The organism is Hymenobacter sediminicola, from assembly GCF_014250515.1.
Taxonomy (GTDB): Bacteria; Bacteroidota; Bacteroidia; order Cytophagales; family Hymenobacteraceae; genus Hymenobacter; species Hymenobacter sediminicola.
This window is the reverse complement of the sequence record NZ_CP060202.1, coordinates 1187297-1207979: the sequence shown is the minus strand read 5'-3', so window position 1 is coordinate 1207979 and position 20683 is coordinate 1187297. Positions and strand designations below refer to the sequence as shown.

Here is a 20683-nt window from a genome sequence, read left to right as displayed (position 1 = left end):
AATACAACTAATATGGCAATAGTATACTACCAGCAACGGCAGGTAGAGGCAGCATGTTTTCTTGCTAAATAATGAGCTGCAATATTCCTTCGGCCACTTCCCGGTCGTTGCTCAGGCGCGGCACTTTGTTCTGGCCGCCGAGCTTGCCCAGGCTCTTCATATAGCGCTGAAAAGCGCCAGCAGGTAGTGGTGTAAGCTGCAACGGAGCCAAGATGTTGCCGGCCAGCAAATCGTCGTAGTACACGTTGCGCTGGCGTAGGCCGGTATCTAAGGCAGCGGCAAAGGCAGCGAGGTCGTGTGGTGGTTGGGCAAACTCCACGAGCCACTCGTGGCGGGACGGTACGGTGGGGTCATCACTAACGCGGGGTGCTACCGTGAATTCCACTACTTCTACTTCGGGGTGCTGGCGCATGGCTTCACGCAGAGTTTGCTCTACTTCTTCACCGATAACATGCTCGCCAAACGCCGAAAGGAAGTGCTTGATGCGGCCCGTAACGACCACCCGAAACGGATATTTACTGACAAACCGCACTGTGTCGCCGATGCTGTAGGCCCACAAACCCGCGTTGGAAGTAAGCACCAAGGCATACTGTTGATCCAGCTCCACCTCTGCCAAGGTGAGGCGCGGCGGGTTTTCCTCAAAAAACCGCTCCGCCGGAATAAATTCGTAGAAAATACCGGCGTTGAGTAGTAGCAGCATGCCGGGGTTGCCGGGTTCATCCTGAAACGCCAGAAAGCCTTCGGAAGCCGGAAACAGTTCTACGCTATCCACGGGCCGCCCAATGGTGTCAAACAGCTTCTTGCGGTACGGCTCAAAGTTGACGCCGCCGTACACGAACAGGTCGAACTGCGGAAACACCTCCCCCACCGGCCGGCCAGTGCGGGCCACAATCCGGTCGAAATACATCTGCACCCACGGCGGAATCCCGGAAATCAGCGTCATGGGCTGGTGGATGGTTTCCTCTACAATCCGGTCCAGCTTGGTTTCCCAGTCTTCGATGATGTTGGTCGGGTAGCTGGGCAGCTGGTTGCGGCGCAGGTAAGCCGGCACGTGGTGGTTGGCAATGCCCGAAAGCCGCCCCGTATGAATTCCGGCTACCGTTTCCAGCTCTGGCGAACCAGACAAAAAAATCAGCTTGCCATCCAGAAAGCGGCTGTTGCCGGTGCGGTGCACGTAGTGAAGCAGCGCGTCGCGGGCGCCGTTGATGTGGTTCGGGATGCTGTCCTGGGTGATGGGAATATACTTGGCGCCGCTCGTGGTGCCGCTGGTTTTGGCCAAATACAACGGCTTGCCCGGCCATAGCACATCGGCTTCGCCGGCTTTCACGCGGTTGAAATACGGGCTCAGTGCCTCGTAGTCGCGCACCGGAACCAAGCGGGCCAGATCTTGGGCGGTGCGGGCGCCGGCTAGGTTATGGTCGCGGCCGAAGGCAGTGCGGGCACCTTGCTTCAGCAGCTCTAGTAGCACCTGCTGCTGCGTGCCAATGGGGTCATATTGCCAGCGGGCGTACTGGCGAGCAATGTAAGCGGCCAGCGGCCGGCTCAGAACAGATTTCAGACCCATGCGGTAAGAAGCGGAGTTGTGGGTCAGTAAATGTAGCCGCTATTGGCGTATGCGTTGCTCACAGCAATACCGACCTCGTCTGTGCGCAACATAGCAAGCTGACTTATGGTATAGCCAGATAACTATTCACCTCACTACTTCACCCATGATCAACCAACGTGGCAATGCCGTTTGGAACGGCGACATCAAAGGCAGCGGCGAAATTTCAACGCAGAGCGGCACCGTGAAAGCGCCTTACTCGGTAGGCGCTCGGTTTGAGGGCCAGAAGGGCACCAACCCCGAAGAACTCATCGGCGCGGCCCACGCCGGCTGCTACACCATGTTCCTGACCAGTATCCTGACGAAGGATGGTAAACAGGTGAAACAGATCCGCACCGAATCAAAAGTGACGCTGGATACCTCGGGAGAGGCACCCAAAGTGGTGAAAATTGCCCTGACGACGGAAGGCGAAGTAGAAGGTGTGTCGCAGGAAGAGTTTCAGCAATACGCTGAGAAAGCCAAAGAAAACTGTCCAATTTCGGTACTACTAAAGGCGGTGCCGGAAATGGAGTTGACTTCGGCTACGCTGAAGTAGCGTATAGTCAGTGCGTCACGCCAGCAGCAAAAACCGGCCGCGCCGTGTGCGTTGTCGGTTTTTCGCTTTCTTTGCCTTTTGTTGCGACCATTACTGCCGCTATGCCTGCCAACTCTACCCGCATTCGTCTTCAACCCGCCAATACGTCGCGCATTCCGTTCTGGGGGCAGATTTTCATCGGCACCATCTGGATTGTTTACACCCTGGCCCTGATTTTCACCGACAGCGGCCTGAACGACATGCACTTCCTGCATTACGTATTTCTGATTTTCAGTGTGGTGTATCTGGGCTACGTGTTGGTGCACAACGCGCCGGTTTTCGGTACGCAGAGCTATCTGGAGTTCACGCCGGGCTACATCGTCCACAAAGCTGGTCTGTTCCGGCCCAAGCAGGTATTCGCAGCCGAAAGTATCACGCGGCTGGAAATGGCTCCTCGCCAAGTGCGAGTGCACACCAAAGACGACGGCACGTATGCCCTAAGCCTGCGCGAAGTGCGCGGCCGCAAGCGCAAGCGCCAACTGATGGAGCAGTTGCGCACCTTCGCTATCAAGTATCAGATTCCGCTGGTTGATGCACAGGCTCCGGCCTAGCCCTCAGCCCAAGCCCAACAAAAAAGCCTTCAACGCTGCGTTGAAGGCTTTTTTGTTGGGTTAACACGAAACTATTTGCCGGCGAACTTCTTGCGCAGCTCCACAATCTGGCCGCGGAAGCTCTTGTCGGAATCAATCAGGTCCGATACCGTTTGCACCGAGTGAATCACGGTGCTATGGTCGCGGCCGCCGAAGTGGTGCCCGATGCTTTTGAGTGAGTGACTAGTGTGTTCCTTGGCGAAATACATGGCTACCTGGCGCGCCGTTACCACTTCCTTCTTGCGGGTTTTGGCTTTGAGCAGGTCCAGCGGCACGCTAAAATACTCGGCGCAGGTCTTCTGAATGAAGTCGATGTTGACTTCCGCCTCCACTTCTTCAATGATGTGGCGCAGCGCCTGTTTGGCCATTTCCAGGTCAATTTCGCGGCGGTTGAGGCTACTTTGCGCCACGAGCGAAATCAGCACGCCTTCCAGTTCGCGCACGTTGGTGTTCACGGAATGGGCCAAATACTCTACCACCTGCGGCGGAATATCGATGCCATCCTGCTGCATCTTGTTCTGGATGATGGCCATCCGTGTCTCGAAGTCGGGGCTTTGCAGGTCAGCCGTCAGGCCCCACTTGAAGCGGGAAAGCAGCCGGTCTTCCAGTCCCACCAGGTCACGCGGGGGACGGTCCGAGGTCATCACAATCTGCTTGCCAGCCTGGTGCAAGTGGTTGAAGATGTGAAAGAACATCTCCTGCGTTTTGTCTTTGCCGGACAGAAACTGTACGTCGTCCAGAATCAGGATATCCACCAGCAGGTAGAAGTTGGCGAAGTCCTGCACGGCGTTGGCCCGCAGACTTTCGATGAACTGATTCGTGAACTTCTCCGCCGATACGTAGAGCACGAATTTGTCGGAGTTGCTGGCTTTGATGTGGTTGCCGATGGCCTGCACCAAGTGGGTTTTGCCCAGGCCCACGCCGCCGTACACCATCAGCGGGTTGAAGCTGGTAGTGCCGGGCTTGTTGGCCACAGCAAGGCCCGCCGAGCGCGCCAGCCGGTTGCAGTCACCTTCAATGTAGTTTTCGAAGGTGTAGCTGCCATTCAGTTGCGAGTGCAGGTAGTTCCGGTCAATAGCTTTGCTGGCCTCGAAGGGGTTGCGCAACATGCCCGAAGGTGCTGGCGCTGCCGCGGCTCCTGCCACATGTCGCGCCGAAGACGACATGGGGCCGGCTGCCAGCGCGGCGGCGGGCGTAGCCACGGCTGCCGGGGCCGCAGCCTTGCGGGCCGTAGGCAGGTTGAGCGTGCGGGGCTGGTTCTGGCTGTTACCCTGGTCCACCACGATGCTGTATTCCAGCCGCCCGTCGGGGCCCAATTCTTGGTGAATAGCGCGTTTGAGCTCCTCTACGTAGTGTTCCTCCAGAAATTCGTAGAAATACGTGCTCGGCACCTGAATGATGAGCACGTTATTCTGCAGGTGCACAGGCACGATGGGCATGAACCATGTCCTGAAGCTCTGCTCACCAATATTCGCTTTGATGACGCGAAGGCAATTCGCCCAGACTGTACGGCAATCCTTCAGCATCAATCAGTTAGTTACGAAATCGAGAGGTGTGTATGCAGAATAGAAGAGGCGCGAACGGGCCCTAGCAGGGCCCGTTTTTTCCAAAGGGAGACAAAAATGTGGAAAAGTCAGGAGAGAAAAAACCGTTTTGCCCCTTGTATTTGTCCCGCTTTTATCAGGCTACCCGAACAGGCACCACCGAAGCCGCCGCCACGCTCGGACGGCGGGTGCCGCGTTCAAATGAGTAGTCGAGACGGCCGAGGTTGATACCCGACCAGCCCACTTGGTTGATGAGGGTCTGATGACCGTTCGAGCCCGCCACCACATCCGGCTTCGGCAGGAACGTATGCGTATGCCCGCCCAGTATCAGGTCGATGCCGGGGGCGCCGGCGGCCAGCTTAAAGTCGTCGAGCTTGGTGCTTTCGTATTTGTAGCCCAGGTGCGAAAGGCAGATGACCAGGTCGCACTTTTCCGGACCGCGCAGCTTAGCCACCATATTTTTGGCAACCATGATGGGGTCTAGGTATTTGGTAGCGCCGAAGTTTTTGTCGGATACCAACCCGGCCATTTCGATGCCGATGCCAAACACGCCGATGCGGTGCCCGGCTTTCTCAAACACCTTATACGGCTGAAACTTGCCAGCCAGAATGGTGTCCGAAAAATCGTAGTTGGCAATCAGGAAAGGGAAGCCGGCGTGAGGAAGCTGCTTCTGCAGACCCTCCAAACCATTGTCGAAGTCGTGGTTGCCGAGGGTGCTGGCATCGTACGCCATCTGGGTCATGAGCTTGTATTCCAGCTCGCCCATGAAGAAATTGAAGTAGGGCGTGCCCTGCCAGATATCACCGGAATCGAGGAGCAGCACGTGCGGTTCCTGTGCCCGAATCTGCTTGATGAGGGCTGCACGGTGTGCCATGCCACCCAACCCAGCCCATTGCGCCGCATTGTCCGGAAATGGCTCGATGCGGGAATGCATGTCGTTGGTATGCAGAATCACGAGCCGGTCGGCTTTTGCTTCGGCGGCGGCGGGCAGGCTCCCGAGGCCCAGAATACCCAGGCCAGCGGCTCCTACGCCAGTGTGTTTGATGAAGTCGCGACGATTCACTTCGTTGAAAGTAGCTAAGTGAGTAACTGTGAATAAAGCGGCAGTAACAGAACAAGCTAACTGAAAATCTGATTGTTCAGCGGCTCTGTCAGGCTACTTTACGCGCCCATCTACCTTCGCCTCCACGGGCCGGCCAGCCGCAGTCAGCTCCCTGATGTGGTCGGCAATGGCGTTGCGTAGCAGTACACCGGTACTGCGGGGCTTGATGCTTTTGAAGAACGTCAGCTGGTCGCCGCCACCCGCCAGGTAGTCGCTGATGGCAATGGTGTACATTCGGTCCTGCGCAGGGTTGAACTGCTGCCCGTTGATGCGGATATCAGTGGCTTTGCCTTCTGGCGAGGCTACGTAGGTAGCTCCCGAAACCGGCATCTTCACGCGGGCTGCATAGTCGAAGAGTTGCTGCACCACGGCACCGGACACATCCAATATTACCAGCTCATTCTCAAACGGCATCAGTTCAAACACCGAGCCCATGGTGATGGAGCCGGCCGGCAATGGGGCACGAAGGCCTCCGTTGGTCATCACGCCCAAATCGATGGGCTGGCCGGTTTCGCGGCTGGCGCGGCTGCGCTGCAGGTCGGCCACAAAATTCGCCAGCGGCGACTCTCCGGAATTTTTGGTGATGGCCACGGGAGCTGTGCCGAGCACGGCGGTCATTTGCTCCGTGACGCGCTGGCGGTAGGGTGCAATAGTGGCCGCAACTGAGGCATCATCGGCCAAGTCTTTGCCTACCAGTTGGGCCGTAACGGGGGCCAAGTGAGGCTTGGCAACATAGGTGGCACGCTGGCAGGCCGGGAACAGAGCCACAGCCGCCAGCAGGCTAAGCGCGGCCATCCGGGAACGAAGGAGTTGCATCAGAATAGGTGAGTAGCGGACCACAAAGGTACTCCACCTGCCTGACAATTTGGCCAGGCCGCTCCACCACAGCCCATGCAGAACGGGCCGGGCCCCGCCCAGCTTCCGGAAATCCGGAAACCTTGACGATGCCCGGCCCGCAGCAGCCAGTACAGGATTTAGAGGGTTTTTGCGCTATTTCCCGAACGTGTAGCCGGCCAACAGGCCCAAGCCGCGCGCACCAGACAGTATTTTGGTAGCTTGAGAAGACCCATCGAACCATTCGGCGCGTGCTTCCAACTGCAGACTGCCGACGTTACCCGTTGGAATGGATATACCTGCTCCCAGCAGGCCACCGAAGCCAGTGGTGCGCATCTCAATTTCGCGCGTATCGGTACCGAAGCGGGGCACTTCTGTCTCGACGCGGGCATCAGTCTGCGTCTGTAGAGTACCTACTAGGCCGGCTTGCAGATAAGGCCGCACGCCACCCTGCAGAAATGTGTAGCGCACCAGCAGCGGCAGCCTAATAGAAGTTATATTGACAACGGTATGCCTTTGTGCCATTTGTCCTCCAAGCAGGCCGCCACTCACCAACCCCTGATACGTTTTTTCATACTCCTGTTTCACGTAGAGCGCCTGCACCACTGCCGACAGCTTGTGATGAAAAAAGCCGGGCTGTACGACTAGGCCTACCCCGAAAATAGAACTGCGGGCCGCTTTCAGCTCCGTTTCCGTTTCATCATACCGCTGCGTAAGCGTTGACTGGTAGCTGCCTCCCAGCACAGAGACGCCCACTTTAGTCCGGGTTTCCGGTACGGAGTACTGCACACTGCCTCCGGCGCAGGTATTGTAGTCGGAGAAAAGCTGAAGTAGCTTCTGCTCCCTCAGCTCCATGTTCACGATGCTGGCCTGCACTTTCGGGCAATCAGACATTAGGGCAGCCAGTTTGCTACGAAACGGATATAGCCGTTGCATCGTCTTGGTTTCGCGGCCCACAGATTGGTTGTAAGCCATTATGGTTGTGTCGCGCTGCACCAGGAGCTGCAACGGGCCGGTGTTCTGGCGGCCGGCGTAGTACGCTTCCCGGTCATCGGCCTGCACCGTTAGGTAGAGCGAAGCATTGCCCAGCGCCAGCACCTGCAGAAACGCTTTTTCAGCGGTAGCGCCTGGCAGCTGGCGGCTCTGGTAGTTTCGGCCACCGCTAAAGCCGTAGCCTTGCAGTTGCTCGGGCTGATATTCCGTGACGGTGGTAGTGCTAGCCGGGCGGAAACGGCACAGCTTGCGGTTACGCTGCTCACTGCGGTAGTCTACCTCGCCGCGAAGCGTGTCGCCGGAGGGCTGCAGAATATAGCCGGGCTTAAAATTAGACTGGGCCAGCGCGGCCGGGGCGACCAGGCAAAGGGCTGGTAGCAAACGAAGAAAAGTACGCACGAACGGTGGTAGAAAGGGATAAACTAAGGCGCAAGGTAACCAGCCGGCCCGGTAGCAACACAACCCTGGCGGCTGCTTTTGGTGGATATAGCTGCGGTAGTGCATCTAGTCTTGCCGAAAAAGGAATCAGCCCGGCTTTATGGGGTTCGGTACCGCCTTTCCCTCCTGATCCGGTATCTTTAGCACGCCTGTTTTCTTCCTATCCCACCAGTGCCTAGGCTATGTCCGATACGCCGCGTTCCGCGCCCGTTACGTTTTCAGAGTTTGAACCCGTCACTACTGCCGCCTGGCAGGCCCGTATCGAGCGGGACCTAAAAGGCGCCGATCCGGCGACGTTGCGCTGGGACACGCCCGACGGCTTTGCACTGGAACCTTTCTACCACCGTGAAGCTCTGTCGGCACTGGCAGAGCAGCCGGCCCCGCAACTGCACGCTGGCACCGGCAACCACTGGCGCAATGTGCCTGTCTACCACGTTCCAGCCCTCAGCAATGGGCACGAGGCCATCCACAGGGCGGCTGATGCCTTGACCCGTGGGGCGGAAGGCGCCCACTTTGTGCTGGCGGATACTACGTCGTTTGATGTTGGGTTTCTGCATCAGCACCTCCCCCTCTCCGACACTTTCATCGGCTACACCGTGACTGCCGCACCGACCGAATTGGTGCGGAGCCTGCTAGCCACCGGCACATCGGAGTTGCGCGGCTTCCTGCAGTTCGACCCCGTTACCTGCCATATGCCTGATTTGCCGGGCCAGCTACGCGGATTGCGCGAAGTGCTGCGCCTGACCCGGGGCATGGCCGACTTTCGGGGCCTGACGCTGGATGCTGCCTACTTCGGCAACCGGGGCGCTACGGCCTCGCAGCAGATAGCCTTCGCGCTGGCCACAGCCGCTACCTATCTCAGCGAACTGCCCACCGACGACCTGACCGTGGCCGATGTGGCAGCGGCTATGCGCGTGCACACCGCCATCAACCCCAATTACTTCTTCGAACTGGCGAAACTGCGGGCGCTTCGGCGGCTGTGGGCTACGCTCGGCCACGCTTACGGCCTGCCCATCGAAGCAACCCAAGTGCCCATCGTAGCCGAAACTGCCTCTTGGAGCCAGACCACGCTCGATTCGCATACCAACCTGCTGCGCGTAACCACCGAAGCCATGAGCGCCGTGCTCGGCGGGGCCGACGTGTTGAGTGTACGTCCCTTCGATACGCTGTTTCAGGAACCCAACGATTTTTCTGACCGGCTGGCGCGCAACCTCTCGGTGCTGCTGCGTGAAGAAGCCGGCCTCGGCACCGTCGCGGACCCAGCCGCTGGCTCCTACTACCTCGAAACCCTCACCGACCAACTAGCCCGCGAGTCTTGGGCGCTGTTTCAGCGGCTGGAAGCAGAAGGCGGCTTCCCGGCGGCGTTGCCACTGGCGCTACGGGAGCTGCACCAGGCAGCGCAAGCTCAGTTCCGGCGCATTGCCAACGGTGAGCAGGTAGTGGTAGGCACGAACCGTTTCCAAAACGTGCGGGAGCAGTTCGAATTCAACCCCAAGAAGCTGCTGCGCAGCCGCGAGTTCGACTCTACCCGAGCCACCTACCCCTCCGAAGTGCTCCGCTTGGCTACTACCCTACACTTTGAGCGGCGCGAGAAGAAGAAGAAGCGCGCCGCCGTGGTGCTGCTGGGCTCACACACCAATCAGCTCATCGTAGAGTCGTTTTTGCGGTTGCTGCCTGATGCCGAGCAGCCGGACCTGCGCGAGTCCCATCCGGAAGGCACATTATCGGTGCTGTTTTCCTCTTCCGAGGAAGCCACACTGATGTACGCCACGCCCGAGCAGTTCGGGCGCCTGTCGCGCTACCTCTACAAACTGCCCAACGAAGTGCCCTTCGTGCCCCCGGCCCTGCTCACCGCCGACCTGGCAACCATGCAGGAAGCCGTGCGCGTGTTCGGCTTCAAGGAATTTACCGTGCAAGGCTACAGCACCGAAGATGTGCTGGCGCGCCTGCAGGGAAAAAAGTAAGTTCTATATAGGCCCTCTGTCATCCTGAGCGGAGCGAAGGACCTTATCACGCCTGAACGCCCCTCATCCGACAATGCTCAGGATGACAGCTAGCCCCACCATCATGAAACCTGACTTCTCCCAGATAGCCTATAACGACGCCCCGCTGCCCGCTACCCCTGCAGCACCGGAAGCGGCCACCGTCACGCCCGAAGGCATCCAGCTTAAAAGCCACTATACCGCCCACGACGTGCAGCACCTCGACCACCTCGGCTTTGGGGCCGGCGTGGCACCCTATCTGCGCGGGCCCTACCCTACCATGTACGTCCAGAACCCCTGGACTATCCGGCAGTACGCGGGTTTCAGCACGGCCGAAGAATCCAACTCCTTTTACCGCCGCAACCTGGCTGGCGGCCAGAAGGGTCTGTCGGTAGCCTTCGACCTGGCCACGCACCGCGGCTACGATTCCGACCACCCCCGTGTGGTAGGCGACGTGGGCAAAGCCGGCGTGGCCATCGACTCAGTGGAAGACATGAAGATTCTCTTCGATGAAATTCCGCTCGACAAGATGTCGGTGTCTATGACCATGAACGGCGCCGTGCTGCCGGTGCTTGCCTTCTATATCGTAGCGGCAGAAGAGCAGGGCGTAACGCCGGAAAAGCTGGCAGGCACGATTCAGAACGACATTCTGAAGGAGTTTATGGTGCGCAACACCTATATCTACCCGCCCGCCCCGAGCATGCGCATCATTGCGGATATCTTCGCCTACACGGCGCAGCACATGCCCAAGTTCAACAGCATCAGCATCTCCGGCTACCACATGCAGGAGGCCGGCGCTACCGCAGACATTGAGCTGGCCTACACCATTGCCGACGGCCTGGAGTACGTACGCGCCGGACTGGCGGCCGGCATGACCATCGACCAGTTCGCGCCGCGCCTTTCCTTCTTCTGGGCCATCGGCATGAACCACTTCATGGAAATTGCCAAGCTCCGGGCCGGCCGCCTGCTGTGGGCGAAGGTCCTGAAGCAGTTCGAGCCCCAGAACCCCAAGAGCCTAGCCCTGCGCACCCACTGCCAGACCTCCGGCTACTCGCTCACCGAGCAGGACCCCTTCAACAATGTGGCCCGCACCTGCATTGAGGCGCTGGCCGCCGCCCTCGGGGGCACCCAGAGCCTGCACACCAACGCCCTGGATGAGGCTATTGCCCTGCCCACCGACTTCTCGGCCCGCATTGCCCGCAATACCCAACTCTACCTGCAGCACGAAACCGACATTACCCGCGTCGTGGACCCTTGGGGCGGCTCCTACTACGTCGAAACCCTCACGCATGAGCTGGCCAACAAGGCCTGGGCGCTCATTCAGGAGGTAGAAGAGCTGGGCGGCATGGCCAAAGCCATTGAAACCGGCCTGCCCAAGATGCGCATCGAGGAAGCCGCCGCCCGCAAGCAGGCCCGCATCGACTCGGGCAAGGAAATCATTGTGGGCGTGAATAAATACCGCCCCAGCGAGGAGCAGCAGCTCGACGTGCTCGACATCGACAACGCCGCTGTGCGCGAGTCCCAGATTGCGCGCCTCACCAGCATCCGCAGCACCCGCGACACTGCTGCCGTGCAGGCCGCTTTAGAAGCCCTGACCGAAGCAGCCCGCTCCGGCACCGACAATCTGCTGGCGCTGGCCGTAGTGGCCGCCCGCCACCGCGCCACGCTCGGCGAAATATCCGATGCGCTGGAGAAAGTATATGGCCGCCACCAGGCCACTATCCGCGCCATTTCAGGCGTGTATTCTGCCGAAATGGACTACAACGAAGAGTTTGCCAAGGCCCGCGCCGCTGCCGATGCCTTTGCCGCCAAGGAAGGCCGCCGACCCCGCATGATGGTGGCCAAAATGGGCCAGGACGGCCACGACCGGGGTGCGAAAATCATTGCCACCTCTTTTGCCGACGTCGGCTTCGACGTGGACATTGCCCCGCTGTTCCAGACCCCCGACGAAGTAGCCCGTCAAGCCGCCGAAAACGACGTGCACGTAGTGGGAGTCAGCAGTCTGGCCGCCGGACACAAAACCCTGATTCCGCAGCTGCTCGCCGACCTCAAGCAACTGGGCCGCGAAGACATCCTCGTCATTGCCGGCGGCGTCATTCCGTCACAGGACTACGAGTTTCTCTATAACGCGGGCGTGGCCGGCGTCTATGGCCCCGGCACCGTCATTGCCGTCGCGGCGCAGGAAATTCTGGAGAAGCTGGGAGAGTGAAATTTGCTTACAATCTAATTAGCCCTTCTTCTATATGAGTGAATCAGAACAAGCCTTGAATTTAATTGAAAGCATATTATCCGCTTTTAACATAGATGACAAAGGAAATAGGACTATAAAACTATATAACTCAAAAGGAGAGACAGACAAAAATGATATAATTAGAAACTACATGAATGGTATAGACAGAGGCTTCCTAGTAGAAGGAAGTGCTGAGAAGCAACAATCATTTGTTTACATAAGCATCCCACAGCAATTTATTGAAAATAGTGCTTTAGAAGACATTCTAGATAGCATAAACTCTTTCATGAGCGTTTGTGGTTTCGAGTATAAGTCAGAGGAGGAACCTGTGTGGGGCTCTTTTATTCAAAGCCTGATTTTTTGGACGAAGAGACCCAAGACACAACGAGAAGTACACGAGATATACAACAAAGGCAAAGCTGCACTTGAAGCAAATTATTTAGGAAAGCCAGTGGCCGAGTCGACTGCACAACTATCTAATGCAGCGGCACAATTAATAGCAGCTTGCCAAAACGTTGATGAAATAGTTTTGCGTACAGGTGCTTTGATTTTGGTAAAGGCTATTATAGATGGCAGAACCATTATGAGTGTTGAAACTATCTCACCTCAATTAATGGCTCATCTTGATATGAACCCAGGTCTGCTCAGAGACCCAAGGTTGGTGTACTATTTCTTAGAAAATCTTCCAGCTGTATTAAAGTCAGAACCTAGTCCAGAGCTTCAGTTCGGCGGTTAATTTTTTTACTTGAAAATACATTCTTCCCTCTCCCATGCAAATAACCCCTGAAGACCAGGAAGACGCCGACATTGATTGGTTTGCCACCGACACGGACGGGCATATCCTGCACGTAGCGTCCGGCGGTGGGGTGCTGCCGGCGTCGGTGGCGGCATCGGAGGAGGTGCTGCTGGAGCTGCACCAGTATTTCCTGACCCTACCCGAACCCGCAGCCGGCGGGGCGCAGGCTACCTCCGACACTCCTGTTGGCAGTTCGCCCGGCGCCGTCCGCTATGCCCGCCGGGGCCTCTACTCCTTCGCCAAAACCCGCCTCCACGAGCACACCGACCCGCACTACTACGTGGTAGCTCGGCCGCTGCACCCGCTCACAGTCGCAGAACTGCCGCCACATATTGCCAGGCTGCTGCGCCGGACTCAGCTTCCGGGTTCTGTGGTACACCAGACCACGCTTGACGTCTCGACTATCTTGTAACAAAAAAGGCCTGCTATCAAGCAGGCCTTTTTTGTTGGGGCAGCGTGTGCTACACAGCTGGTATTGCGGTGTTGCGGCGCAGCATCCCGTCGAGGCTCCAGATGCCTGCGCCGTGCGCCCAGATGTAGAAAAAGATGAAGCAGTAGAGCACGGCCGTTTCGCCCTGGTTCTGGATAGCCAGCGGGCCGTTGGGCGCGTGCGCCATGAAATATGCCACGGCCATAGTGCCGCTGGCCAGAAAGGCCACGGGCCGCGTGAACAGGCCCACTGCCACCAGCAAGCCGCAGGCCAGCTCCAGCACGCCGGCCAGCCCCATCAGCGAAAACAGCTCGGGTGCCGGGTGGCCGCCATCCGGCAGGCCAAACAGCTTCTGGCTGCCGTGCTGGGCATACATCAGTCCGACCACCACGCGCAGCAGGGCGAATACATAGGGCGCGAACCGCGCAACAGAATCGTTCATAAGGAAAAGCAGGAGAATGATAAGGGAGACAGAGGTAGCTAAGCAAGTAGCGGAGCGGGAGCTACGCCTGCCTTCTATTCGGGCAGCACTTTTAGGGCTTCGTCGTTGCCCTGCTGAATGGCCAGGTCGCGGGCGGAAAGGCCGCGCACGTCGCGCAGGGTAGTGTCAGCGCCGGCTTCGAGCAGGATGGGCACGATGTTGTGGCGGCCAAACAGCGTAGCAAACATGAGGGCCGTGCCGTCGTTGCCGTTGCGGGCATTCAGGTCGGCACCGTGCTGAATGAGCAGGCGGGCAATGTCGGGGTAGCCCTTGAAGGCCACACCCATCAGGGCCGTGTTGCCGCTGGCATCGTGTACGTTAGGGTCGGCGCCAGCTTCGAGCAGCACCTGCGTGGCCTCCAGGTGATTGTCGTAGGCAGCCAGAATAAGGGCCGTGAAGCCGCGGCCGTTCTGCGCATTCACGTCGGCTCCTTCGGCCAGCAGTTGCTTTATAGCAGCTACGTCGCCGTTGCGGGCGGCATCATACAGCAGGTCTTCGGGGCGGGATGAAGTAAAATCAGACATCAGCGGGAGAAGTTGGATTGGGAGTGCATACGCAGGAAAGGCCCGTGGAAGTTGCGGACGACACCCCGGAAGAAAAACAGCCGGTGACTCAGACAAAGCCCTGCGCTGCCGGTTACGTACATTCCTGAAACCACATCCTCTTCTCATGGATTTACAACTCACGGGCAAAACTGCCCTCATAACGGGCTCCACGGCTGGCATAGGCTTAGCTATAGCGCAGCGCCTGGCTGCCGAAGGGGCCGACGTGATTCTAACGGGCCGCACCGAAGCCCGCATTGCAGAAGCCCGTACCGCCATTCTGCAGCAGACACCCGGTGCCACCGTGCGCGGTGTGCCGGTAGATTTTGGCCGTCCCGAGCAGGTACAGCACTTACTACTGGAAGTGCCTACGGCAGACATCCTTATCAACAACGTGGGCATTTTCGAGCCCAAGCCTTTCGCGGAAATTCCCGACGAAGACTGGCTGCGCTTTTTTGAGGTGAATGTGATGAGCGGCGTGCGCCTTTCGCGCCAGTATTTCCCGCAGATGCTGGAGAAAGACTGGGGCCGCATCCTGTTCATTTCCAGCGAATCGGGCCTGCAGATTCCGGCCGAAATGATACACTACGGCACCACCAAAACCGCACAGCTGGGCGTAGCGCGCGGCCTGGCCGAGCTGACTGCCGGTACCGGCGTTACCGTTAACTCGGTGCTGCCCGGCCCTACGGCTTCGGAAGGAGTAGAGGAGTTCTTGAAGCAGCTGGCCGGCGAAGGCAAGACCCGCGAAGAAGCCGAGCACGAGTTTTTCCGTGACGCCCGCCCCTCCTCGCTGCTCAAGCGTTTCATCACCCCCGACGAAATTGCCAATATGGTAGCCTACCTCTGCAGCCCGCTGGCCGCTGCCACCAATGGTGCTTCGGTGCGGGTAGATGGCGGCGTGATTCGGAGCATCGGCTAGAAACAAGCCGCCCCCTAGTATCAGAACGTCCTGCAGCGGCACCGCTGCAGGACGTTTTTTGTTAGCCCGACCATCTAAAATAGCCACATAACGACCACCGTGAGGACCAGCAGGAGGCTACCGGCTACAGCGGTGTTCACGCGGGTTTCGGGGGCTCGGTTGGGCAGCACGCCCACCACTGCCACCAGCAGCAGCAAGATGGGCAGAGCCGCCAGTGCCCCACCGTATACGCCGGTCCCGTACGGCTCGAACGGCGCCGGGCCCTCCGGGGCGCGGGGCGAACTGACACGCCGCACCACACCCAGCAGTGGCGTCCGCCACACCGTCAGAAACTCGCCTTCGCGGGCGCGGGGCGCTTGGGCACTGTGCAGCCGGAACTTGGTAAGCGGGGTTTGAATGTCGTAGCCCACCTGCGGATTAGAGGCCGAAGCACTAATGGAAACCAGCTGGCGGCTCAGTACCAGCTCGCCCGGCAGCTCACGCAGGGGCAGCACCCGGTCGAGGGCCAGCAGCAGGCAGAAAGCCAGCAGCGCCCAGTTCAGCCACCGGGCCACCGGGGCATAGCGCTCCATGAGGGCCTCCATAGCCGACAGTTGCCGGGCCGGAGCCGGCTGCTGGCCCAGGAGCTGGTCGTAGGCCCAGCGGCGGCGCGGGTCGGTCAGAATCTGGAGGCTGCCATAGGCTTCCTGCAGCCGTTCGTTGAGGGCCGGGTCGCGGGCCGCGCGGCGGTGAATACGGGCGTGCAGGGCGCGGTAGGCGGCTTCTATTTCGGCCACCGAGGCCGTGGCCGGCACTCCCAACAGGCGGTAATAGTTCTGCATATCCGGGTCAGCTAGATCAGGTGCAAAATACTCGAACTAAGCACATAACAAACCAGAACTGCGGTGCTTTATTGTGCGGCCGTTATTCAGCGAAAAAAGCGCCGCCCACTACCGGGACGGCGCTTTTTCGGTAGCAACGGGCGTGCAGCCTCAGGCTAGTGCCAGCGCGGCCGGTGCAGGCTGCCGGTGGCGCTGGTACCAGAGCGTAAACGCCACGGAAAGCCCAATGGTGAGCACCCGGAACACATTGGCCCACACATTGCCCAACGCCGTGTCCGACACTTCAAACAGCATCCACCAAGCATTCATGAAGACGTGCAGGAAAACGGGTACCCACAGGTTGTTCCAGCTTTTGTAGAGCCAGCCGAACCATACCCCGCCGCTGAACGTGACGGCCAGCACACCGGCCGCCGAGGCCAAGTCGTGGCTTTGGTAGAGGTGGCCCGTAGCGAAAATGCCCGACTCGATGAGGATGGTGAGCAGCCACGGGAACCTTACTTTCCGGTAGAGCTGCCCAAACAGGAAGCCCCGAAACAGCGTTTCTTCGCCCAAGCCCGCCCACAAAGCGCCCCGCACCAGATTGCCCGCCACCACCGGCCCGGCCAGCGTCGTTACCGGAAACAGCGCCATATACCCCAGCAGCATAGGCAGCGTGCAGACCAGCCCCATCAGCAGACCAGTGCCTACCGAAGCTTTCCAGCCCAACTCTGGCAGCACCCGCCGGAAGCCATAGAGGCCCGCCAATGCCAGCATAGGGAGCCCCAGCCACCACAGCGCCATATACAGCGAGTAGGCTACCGGGGCCAACTGCCCCGGCACTACGCCCAGCAGCGGATTGATGAAGCGCGGACCATATACGGCCAGCAGGAATGTAGCAAGGGTAACGGCGGCAACCACAGCGGGCTTTTTCATGGTGCGGAGGAAAAGCGGAAGAACTCCCCAAAAGTGCCCGCTCACCCCGCCAGTTGAAACCGGAATCTGCCGAAGCGCCGCCAAAAGACCATGAAGTACCCTGATTTGGGCATGGGCTGAGCACTGAGGCTCCGTCGGGCTATATCCCGGGCGTGGCATTTCCGTTAGGAGGGCATGCGTGTTTCTTTCCTGCCGATGAGTTTGCTGTGTCTGTTGCCGGTGGTTGCCGGGGCTCAATCTGCACCGCCAGCTCGTATTCAGGACCCAAACCGGAACGTATGGCTGGCCTGGTTCAGTGATGCCCGCCTGACCAAGCGCTGGGGCCTGCACACCGAGTTTCAGCTGCGCCGCACCCACGGCCTGCGCGACCCGCAGCAATATTTCTACCGCGTGGGCGCCAACTACCACGCCACCGACCGACTGACACTGACGCCGGGCTACGTGTACCTGCTCTCGTTGCCCTACGGGGACTTTCCGGATGCCAGCCGCACCCACGAGCGGCGCTTCTACCTGCGCGCCGACCTTGAGGATGAGTTGGGTCGCCTGCAACTCACGCACCGCTACATTCAGGATTTTCGCTGGCTGCTGAACCCTGGCGAAACCAGCTATGCCCGCCAATACCGCTCCCGCTACCGTCTGCAATTGCAGTTTCCACTTACTGGTCCTAAAATCGAGGCCGGCACGCTATACGGGCTGGCTTCTGACGAAATTTTTATCAGTTACGGTTCCAATGCGGCCCGGCTCTTCAACCAAAACCGGCTATATGGCGGCCTGGGCTACCAAGCAACAGAAGCGCTGAGCCTAGAAGCCAGCTACCTCCACCAAACCGTGCAGCACGACGACGGTGTGGTGTTTGAGCAGAACCACGCGCTGCAGATCAGCGTGAATTTCAACCCCGACTTTAGAAAGCAGAAAGGCCAATAGCCCGCCAAACGACGCACGCGGCGCTGTCTGGCGGGCTACTGGCCTGCAACTAGCTAGGGCTAGTGGGGCTGGCTAATGCAGCGGCCGGCGCTTCACGAGGCCACCTTTCGCGTCGCGCACACTACTCATCACCACAAAAGCCTGTGGATCAATCTTGTCGATTTCGTCGGTGAGGCGCGTCACTTCCAGGCGGGTCACGACGGTGAAGATAATGTCGAGTGTATCGAGCTGCTCGCCGCGGGAGCCGAAGCCGCGCTTGCCCAGGTAGAGCGTGGCGCCGCGGCCCAGTTCCTCGGTTATCATACGCCGGATATCGTCGGAGAAGGGCGAAATGATGGTAACGCCGGTGTATTCCTCAATGCCTTCAATGATGAAGTCCATGGTTTTGGCCGCCGACAGATACGCCAGAATGGAATACAGCGCCGTGGTGATGGAGAGCAGCGAGGCCGCTACCGCGAAGATGATGATGTTGAACACCAGCACAATGTCGCCGACACTGAGCGGGGTTTTCTTGCTGATGTACACAGCCAGAATTTCGGTACCGTCGAGCACAGCGCCACCCCGAATGGCCAGCCCGATGCCGGCCCCCAGGAAGAAGCCCCCGAACACCGAAATCAACAGCTTGTCAGTAGCCAGCACCGGAAACGACACAACCAGCAGCACACCCGCCAGCGCCAGAATGGCCAGCAACGTCCGAATGGCGAAGCCGCGCCCGAGTTGGTAATACCCCATGATGATGAACGGGATATTGATCAGCACTATCAGCACTGATAGGGAAAGGCCGGTCAGCTGGCTTGCCAACAGCGAAATACCCGTGACGCCGCCATCAATGAAGTCGTTGGGAAGCAGAAAGCCTTTCAGGCCGAGGGCCGCGCTAAAAACGCCGGCGGCCAGCAGCCCCACCTGCACCAGGCGGCGTTTCATGCTCACCGGACCCGGCGCGGGCCGAGCCGCAAACGGCACCGGCGGGCCGGGCAAGGCAGGCACTGCTGCCGGCTTGAAAGGAAGGGTATCAGGAAGAACAGAATCTAAAAGGGACTTATTGGAGGGCATAAAATCGGACTGTTTCGGAAAGTGAGGAGAAACGCACAGCGCAGCCGGGCAGCCATAGCTGCCGGGCACGCTGTAGCAGTGGCAGCACAGCTTTTGATAGCCGCTGCCGCCACTAAAACATGCTCGTAGCAACCGAAAAGTCAGGGAGCGTTGGGAGTGAGGGCCAGCAACAGCCGGCGTGCCTGTTGCAGCCGGGGCTCGGCTGGCGCTGAAGGCAGGGCGGGCACCATTGCCGCCGGATAATAAGAAAGCTCGCTATACGGCAGTTGCCAGGGCAATTCTGCCGGGCAGCCAGTACAGGTAGTTGAAAAATCGGTGGTAGCGGGGGCCAGCGCATCCAGCTGCAGCCCTTCTGACCGGTGCAGCGTAGCCGGAGCAACATGGTGGCCTTCGGGCGTTACGGCGTGGCGCGTAACTGCTTCCCCCGCCTGTTCGGCCAGCGCACGGCCGCTCGCACCGCCCAGCAGGAGCAGCAACAGGCACCAAGCCCGCACAAGCGACGATATGTAGCAGAAACCGGAAGACATGTAGGAGAAGCGCCCGTGTAGAGGCATCTTAAAACAACGCCCTGAGCCCCGCAAAGTTCACGATTTTGGCGCTAAGGCATGCTATAGCAGGCCGATTTACCCCACTGCTCGCACCAGCCGCCGACGCAGCCAGGGCCATGTAGCAGCGCCTACTGCCAGATTCACAAGCCAGGGTTTGCCAGCCAAGAAACGCATGATACGGTAGCGTCGGGCTAGTTCGCGGCCGATGTGGCGTTCTACCTCCCGGGCATATTCCGCCAGACACTCCGCATCGAAACGGCCGGCCTGAAAGCTGCGCTGTGCCTGCTGAGCGGCCAGTATGCCACTGTGCACTGCCTTGTCGATGCCGTGGCCCTGCAGTGGGTCGATGAGGGCGGCAGCGTCGCCGCAGAGCAGCCAACGAGCACCGTGTACCGGGCGGGCGGAGCCACCCAGTGGCAGCCCGAATCCGGTAACGGGCGTGAGCTGGGTGGCAGTGGCAAAGCGTGGAGCCAGATGCGGATGCTCGGCCAGCAAATCCTGCAACACGTCTTTCAGATCAAGCCGCCGGGCAGTTATTTCTTCTGACAGTGCGCCAAACCCGACGTTGTACACACCATTGCCCACCGGAAACACCCAGCAGTAGCCTGCCTGAAATTCGCGCAGAAAATAGAAGTCAGAGGTGTTTTCAGGAGCATCGGCAACACCCTGGTAGTATGCCCGCACCGCCGCACAGTGATACGCCCGGTTGAGGCGAGCTGACGGGGCCAGCTGCCGGTATACCACAGAGTTGGCCCCGTCGCAGCCGATAACCAGCGCCGCCCGCAACGGCTCCTGCGCCGGATCCGTGGGCCAGACCGTGACACCGTCCGCGTCGGCCTCGACTTGCCGGATAGTATACTTTTCCAGCACTTTGGTGGCGGTATGGCGGCGCACGAGTATCAGCAGCGCATCATCGAAGTGCAGGCGCGGGCTGTTGAAAGCCGGATTGTGCCACTGAATGCGGAGCGCCCGGCCATTGGGCGCCAGCATACGGCTGAAGGCTGTATCGGCGCGGTGAGGAGCCAGCAGCTCCTGCAGTTCGGTGGCATATGCTGGGTCGAGGCGGGCCAGATGCTTAAGCGTAGGGCTGGGAATGGCGTCACCACAGATTTTGTCCCGCGGAAAGCTGGCCTTGTCTAGCAGTGCCACCCGCAGCCCACTGCTAGACAAGGCCAGCGCGCAGGCCGTACCCGCCGGGCCGGCCCCAGCAATCAGGACGTCGTAGTGATGAGGATGGCGCGAAGTAGACACTGCAAGCGAAGGTAGTGCGCTGCTACGGCATGTCGAACACAGGGCACTGCATCAAATGAAAACCAGCGTACATGAAACCGGTATTTCACGCCGCTCAGCCCGCTATGAGGCGAAGT

At 59.4% G+C, this 20683-nt stretch carries 20 protein-coding genes; 8 read left to right on the top strand and 12 right to left on the bottom strand.

Going from position 1 to position 20683, the window contains the following annotated elements:
• Positions 1-64: 64 nt before the first annotated feature.
• Complete coding sequence (locus H4317_RS05195; RefSeq protein WP_185889086.1) at positions 65-1564, bottom strand: GH3 auxin-responsive promoter family protein; 1500 nt, start codon at positions 1562-1564, stop codon at positions 65-67.
• A 145-nt stretch (positions 1565-1709) separates the two neighbouring features.
• Here H4317_RS05195 and H4317_RS05190 point away from each other — a divergent pair, with 145 nt between their 5' ends.
• Positions 1710-2138, top strand: coding sequence for an OsmC family peroxiredoxin (locus tag H4317_RS05190; protein ID WP_211538911.1), 429 nt, complete (start codon positions 1710-1712; stop codon positions 2136-2138).
• Between the two features lie 101 nt (positions 2139-2239).
• Positions 2240-2728, top strand: a complete 489-nt coding sequence (locus H4317_RS05185) for a hypothetical protein (protein ID WP_185889085.1) — start codon at positions 2240-2242, stop codon at positions 2726-2728.
• A 71-nt stretch (positions 2729-2799) separates the two neighbouring features.
• On the opposite strand, the gene dnaA is transcribed toward H4317_RS05185, so the two are convergent.
• The 4 genes from dnaA to H4317_RS05165 all read right to left on the bottom strand — a co-directional run bounded on the left by dnaA (position 2800) and on the right by H4317_RS05165 (position 7639).
• Entirely contained in the window at positions 2800-4293 is a 1494-nt protein-coding gene (gene dnaA / locus H4317_RS05180) for a chromosomal replication initiator protein DnaA (protein ID WP_185889084.1), read from the bottom strand.
• Positions 4294-4447: 154 nt separating this feature from the next.
• Positions 4448-5374 (bottom strand): bifunctional metallophosphatase/5'-nucleotidase, encoded by a 927-nt coding sequence (locus tag H4317_RS05175; RefSeq protein ID WP_185889083.1) that lies wholly within the window; start codon positions 5372-5374, stop codon positions 4448-4450.
• 93 nt (positions 5375-5467) lie between these two features.
• A complete protein-coding gene (locus tag H4317_RS05170) occupies positions 5468-6229 on the bottom strand; it encodes a 5'-nucleotidase C-terminal domain-containing protein (protein ID WP_260625826.1) in 762 nt (253 codons plus the stop codon).
• A gap of 174 nt (positions 6230-6403) precedes the next feature.
• The gene (locus H4317_RS05165; protein ID WP_185889082.1) at positions 6404-7639 is read right to left on the bottom strand and encodes an outer membrane beta-barrel protein; all 1236 of its coding nucleotides are present in this window, start codon (positions 7637-7639) and stop codon (positions 6404-6406) included.
• Positions 7640-7860: 221 nt separating this feature from the next.
• Between H4317_RS05165 and H4317_RS05160 the strand changes: the two genes are divergently transcribed.
• The 4 genes from H4317_RS05160 to H4317_RS05145 all read left to right on the top strand — a co-directional run bounded on the left by H4317_RS05160 (position 7861) and on the right by H4317_RS05145 (position 13098).
• Positions 7861-9642: a methylmalonyl-CoA mutase family protein gene (locus H4317_RS05160; RefSeq protein ID WP_185889081.1), complete on the top strand. Its 1782-nt coding sequence runs from the start codon at positions 7861-7863 to the stop codon at positions 9640-9642.
• Between the two features lie 103 nt (positions 9643-9745).
• Complete coding sequence (scpA, locus tag H4317_RS05155; protein WP_185889080.1) at positions 9746-11869, top strand: methylmalonyl-CoA mutase; 2124 nt, start codon at positions 9746-9748, stop codon at positions 11867-11869.
• Positions 11870-11903: 34 nt separating this feature from the next.
• Positions 11904-12626 (top strand): hypothetical protein, encoded by a 723-nt coding sequence (locus tag H4317_RS05150; protein ID WP_185889079.1) that lies wholly within the window; start codon positions 11904-11906, stop codon positions 12624-12626.
• Between the two features lie 34 nt (positions 12627-12660).
• Entirely contained in the window at positions 12661-13098 is a 438-nt protein-coding gene (locus H4317_RS05145; RefSeq protein WP_185889078.1) for a hypothetical protein, read from the top strand.
• Positions 13099-13147: 49 nt separating this feature from the next.
• Here H4317_RS05145 and H4317_RS05140 read toward each other — a convergent pair whose 3' ends face one another.
• Both H4317_RS05140 and H4317_RS05135 read right to left on the bottom strand, forming a co-directional pair.
• A complete protein-coding gene (locus tag H4317_RS05140; protein ID WP_185889077.1) occupies positions 13148-13558 on the bottom strand; it encodes a DoxX family protein in 411 nt (136 codons plus the stop codon).
• 74 nt (positions 13559-13632) lie between these two features.
• Positions 13633-14121 carry an ankyrin repeat domain-containing protein gene (locus H4317_RS05135; protein ID WP_185889076.1) on the bottom strand — a complete coding sequence of 163 codons (489 nt, stop codon included), beginning with the start codon at positions 14119-14121 and terminating at the stop codon, positions 13633-13635.
• 145 nt (positions 14122-14266) lie between these two features.
• On the opposite strand from H4317_RS05135, the gene H4317_RS05130 reads away from it, so the two are divergent.
• Positions 14267-15058, top strand: coding sequence for an SDR family NAD(P)-dependent oxidoreductase (locus H4317_RS05130; RefSeq protein ID WP_185889075.1), 792 nt, complete (start codon positions 14267-14269; stop codon positions 15056-15058).
• A 74-nt stretch (positions 15059-15132) separates the two neighbouring features.
• On the opposite strand, the gene H4317_RS05125 is transcribed toward H4317_RS05130, so the two are convergent.
• Positions 15133-15879: a J domain-containing protein gene (locus H4317_RS05125; RefSeq protein WP_185889074.1), complete on the bottom strand. Its 747-nt coding sequence runs from the start codon at positions 15877-15879 to the stop codon at positions 15133-15135.
• Between the two features lie 150 nt (positions 15880-16029).
• Positions 16030-16791 (bottom strand): CPBP family intramembrane glutamic endopeptidase, encoded by a 762-nt coding sequence (locus H4317_RS05120; RefSeq protein WP_185889073.1) that lies wholly within the window; start codon positions 16789-16791, stop codon positions 16030-16032.
• A gap of 174 nt (positions 16792-16965) precedes the next feature.
• Between H4317_RS05120 and H4317_RS05115 the strand changes: the two genes are divergently transcribed.
• The gene (locus H4317_RS05115; RefSeq protein ID WP_185889072.1) at positions 16966-17715 is read left to right on the top strand and encodes a DUF2490 domain-containing protein; all 750 of its coding nucleotides are present in this window, start codon (positions 16966-16968) and stop codon (positions 17713-17715) included.
• A gap of 72 nt (positions 17716-17787) precedes the next feature.
• Here the strand turns inward: H4317_RS05115 and H4317_RS05110 are convergent, their stop codons facing one another.
• The 3 genes from H4317_RS05110 to H4317_RS05100 all read right to left on the bottom strand — a co-directional run bounded on the left by H4317_RS05110 (position 17788) and on the right by H4317_RS05100 (position 20567).
• Positions 17788-18639: a YitT family protein gene (locus H4317_RS05110; RefSeq protein WP_185889071.1), complete on the bottom strand. Its 852-nt coding sequence runs from the start codon at positions 18637-18639 to the stop codon at positions 17788-17790.
• 269 nt (positions 18640-18908) lie between these two features.
• Complete coding sequence (locus tag H4317_RS05105) at positions 18909-19295, bottom strand: hypothetical protein (protein WP_185889070.1); 387 nt, start codon at positions 19293-19295, stop codon at positions 18909-18911.
• A gap of 96 nt (positions 19296-19391) precedes the next feature.
• A complete protein-coding gene (locus H4317_RS05100) occupies positions 19392-20567 on the bottom strand; it encodes a geranylgeranyl reductase family protein (RefSeq protein ID WP_185889069.1) in 1176 nt (391 codons plus the stop codon).
• Between the last annotated feature and the right edge of the window lie 116 nt (positions 20568-20683).

Coding starts and splice junctions, on each gene's coding strand:
- dnaA (WP_185889084.1), bottom strand. CDS start 4,293: ATGCTGAAGGATTGCCGTACAGTCTGGGCGAATTGCCTTCGCGTCATC.
- H4317_RS05105 (WP_185889070.1), bottom strand. CDS start 19,295: ATGTCTTCCGGTTTCTGCTACATATCGTCGCTTGTGCGGGCTTGGTGC.
- H4317_RS05115 (WP_185889072.1), top strand. CDS start 16,966: ATGCGTGTTTCTTTCCTGCCGATGAGTTTGCTGTGTCTGTTGCCGGTG.
- H4317_RS05125 (WP_185889074.1), bottom strand. CDS start 15,879: ATGCAGAACTATTACCGCCTGTTGGGAGTGCCGGCCACGGCCTCGGTG.
- H4317_RS05190 (WP_211538911.1), top strand. CDS start 1,710: ATGATCAACCAACGTGGCAATGCCGTTTGGAACGGCGACATCAAAGGC.
- H4317_RS05150 (WP_185889079.1), top strand. CDS start 11,904: ATGAGTGAATCAGAACAAGCCTTGAATTTAATTGAAAGCATATTATCC.
- H4317_RS05135 (WP_185889076.1), bottom strand. CDS start 14,121: ATGTCTGATTTTACTTCATCCCGCCCCGAAGACCTGCTGTATGATGCC.
- H4317_RS05120 (WP_185889073.1), bottom strand. CDS start 16,791: ATGAAAAAGCCCGCTGTGGTTGCCGCCGTTACCCTTGCTACATTCCTG.
- H4317_RS05110 (WP_185889071.1), bottom strand. CDS start 18,639: ATGAAACGCCGCCTGGTGCAGGTGGGGCTGCTGGCCGCCGGCGTTTTT.
- H4317_RS05130 (WP_185889075.1), top strand. CDS start 14,267: ATGGATTTACAACTCACGGGCAAAACTGCCCTCATAACGGGCTCCACG.
- scpA (WP_185889080.1), top strand. CDS start 9,746: ATGAAACCTGACTTCTCCCAGATAGCCTATAACGACGCCCCGCTGCCC.
- H4317_RS05160 (WP_185889081.1), top strand. CDS start 7,861: ATGTCCGATACGCCGCGTTCCGCGCCCGTTACGTTTTCAGAGTTTGAA.
- H4317_RS05140 (WP_185889077.1), bottom strand. CDS start 13,558: ATGAACGATTCTGTTGCGCGGTTCGCGCCCTATGTATTCGCCCTGCTG.
- H4317_RS05195 (WP_185889086.1), bottom strand. CDS start 1,564: ATGGGTCTGAAATCTGTTCTGAGCCGGCCGCTGGCCGCTTACATTGCT.
- H4317_RS05185 (WP_185889085.1), top strand. CDS start 2,240: ATGCCTGCCAACTCTACCCGCATTCGTCTTCAACCCGCCAATACGTCG.
- H4317_RS05170 (WP_260625826.1), bottom strand. CDS start 6,229: ATGCAACTCCTTCGTTCCCGGATGGCCGCGCTTAGCCTGCTGGCGGCT.
- H4317_RS05145 (WP_185889078.1), top strand. CDS start 12,661: ATGCAAATAACCCCTGAAGACCAGGAAGACGCCGACATTGATTGGTTT.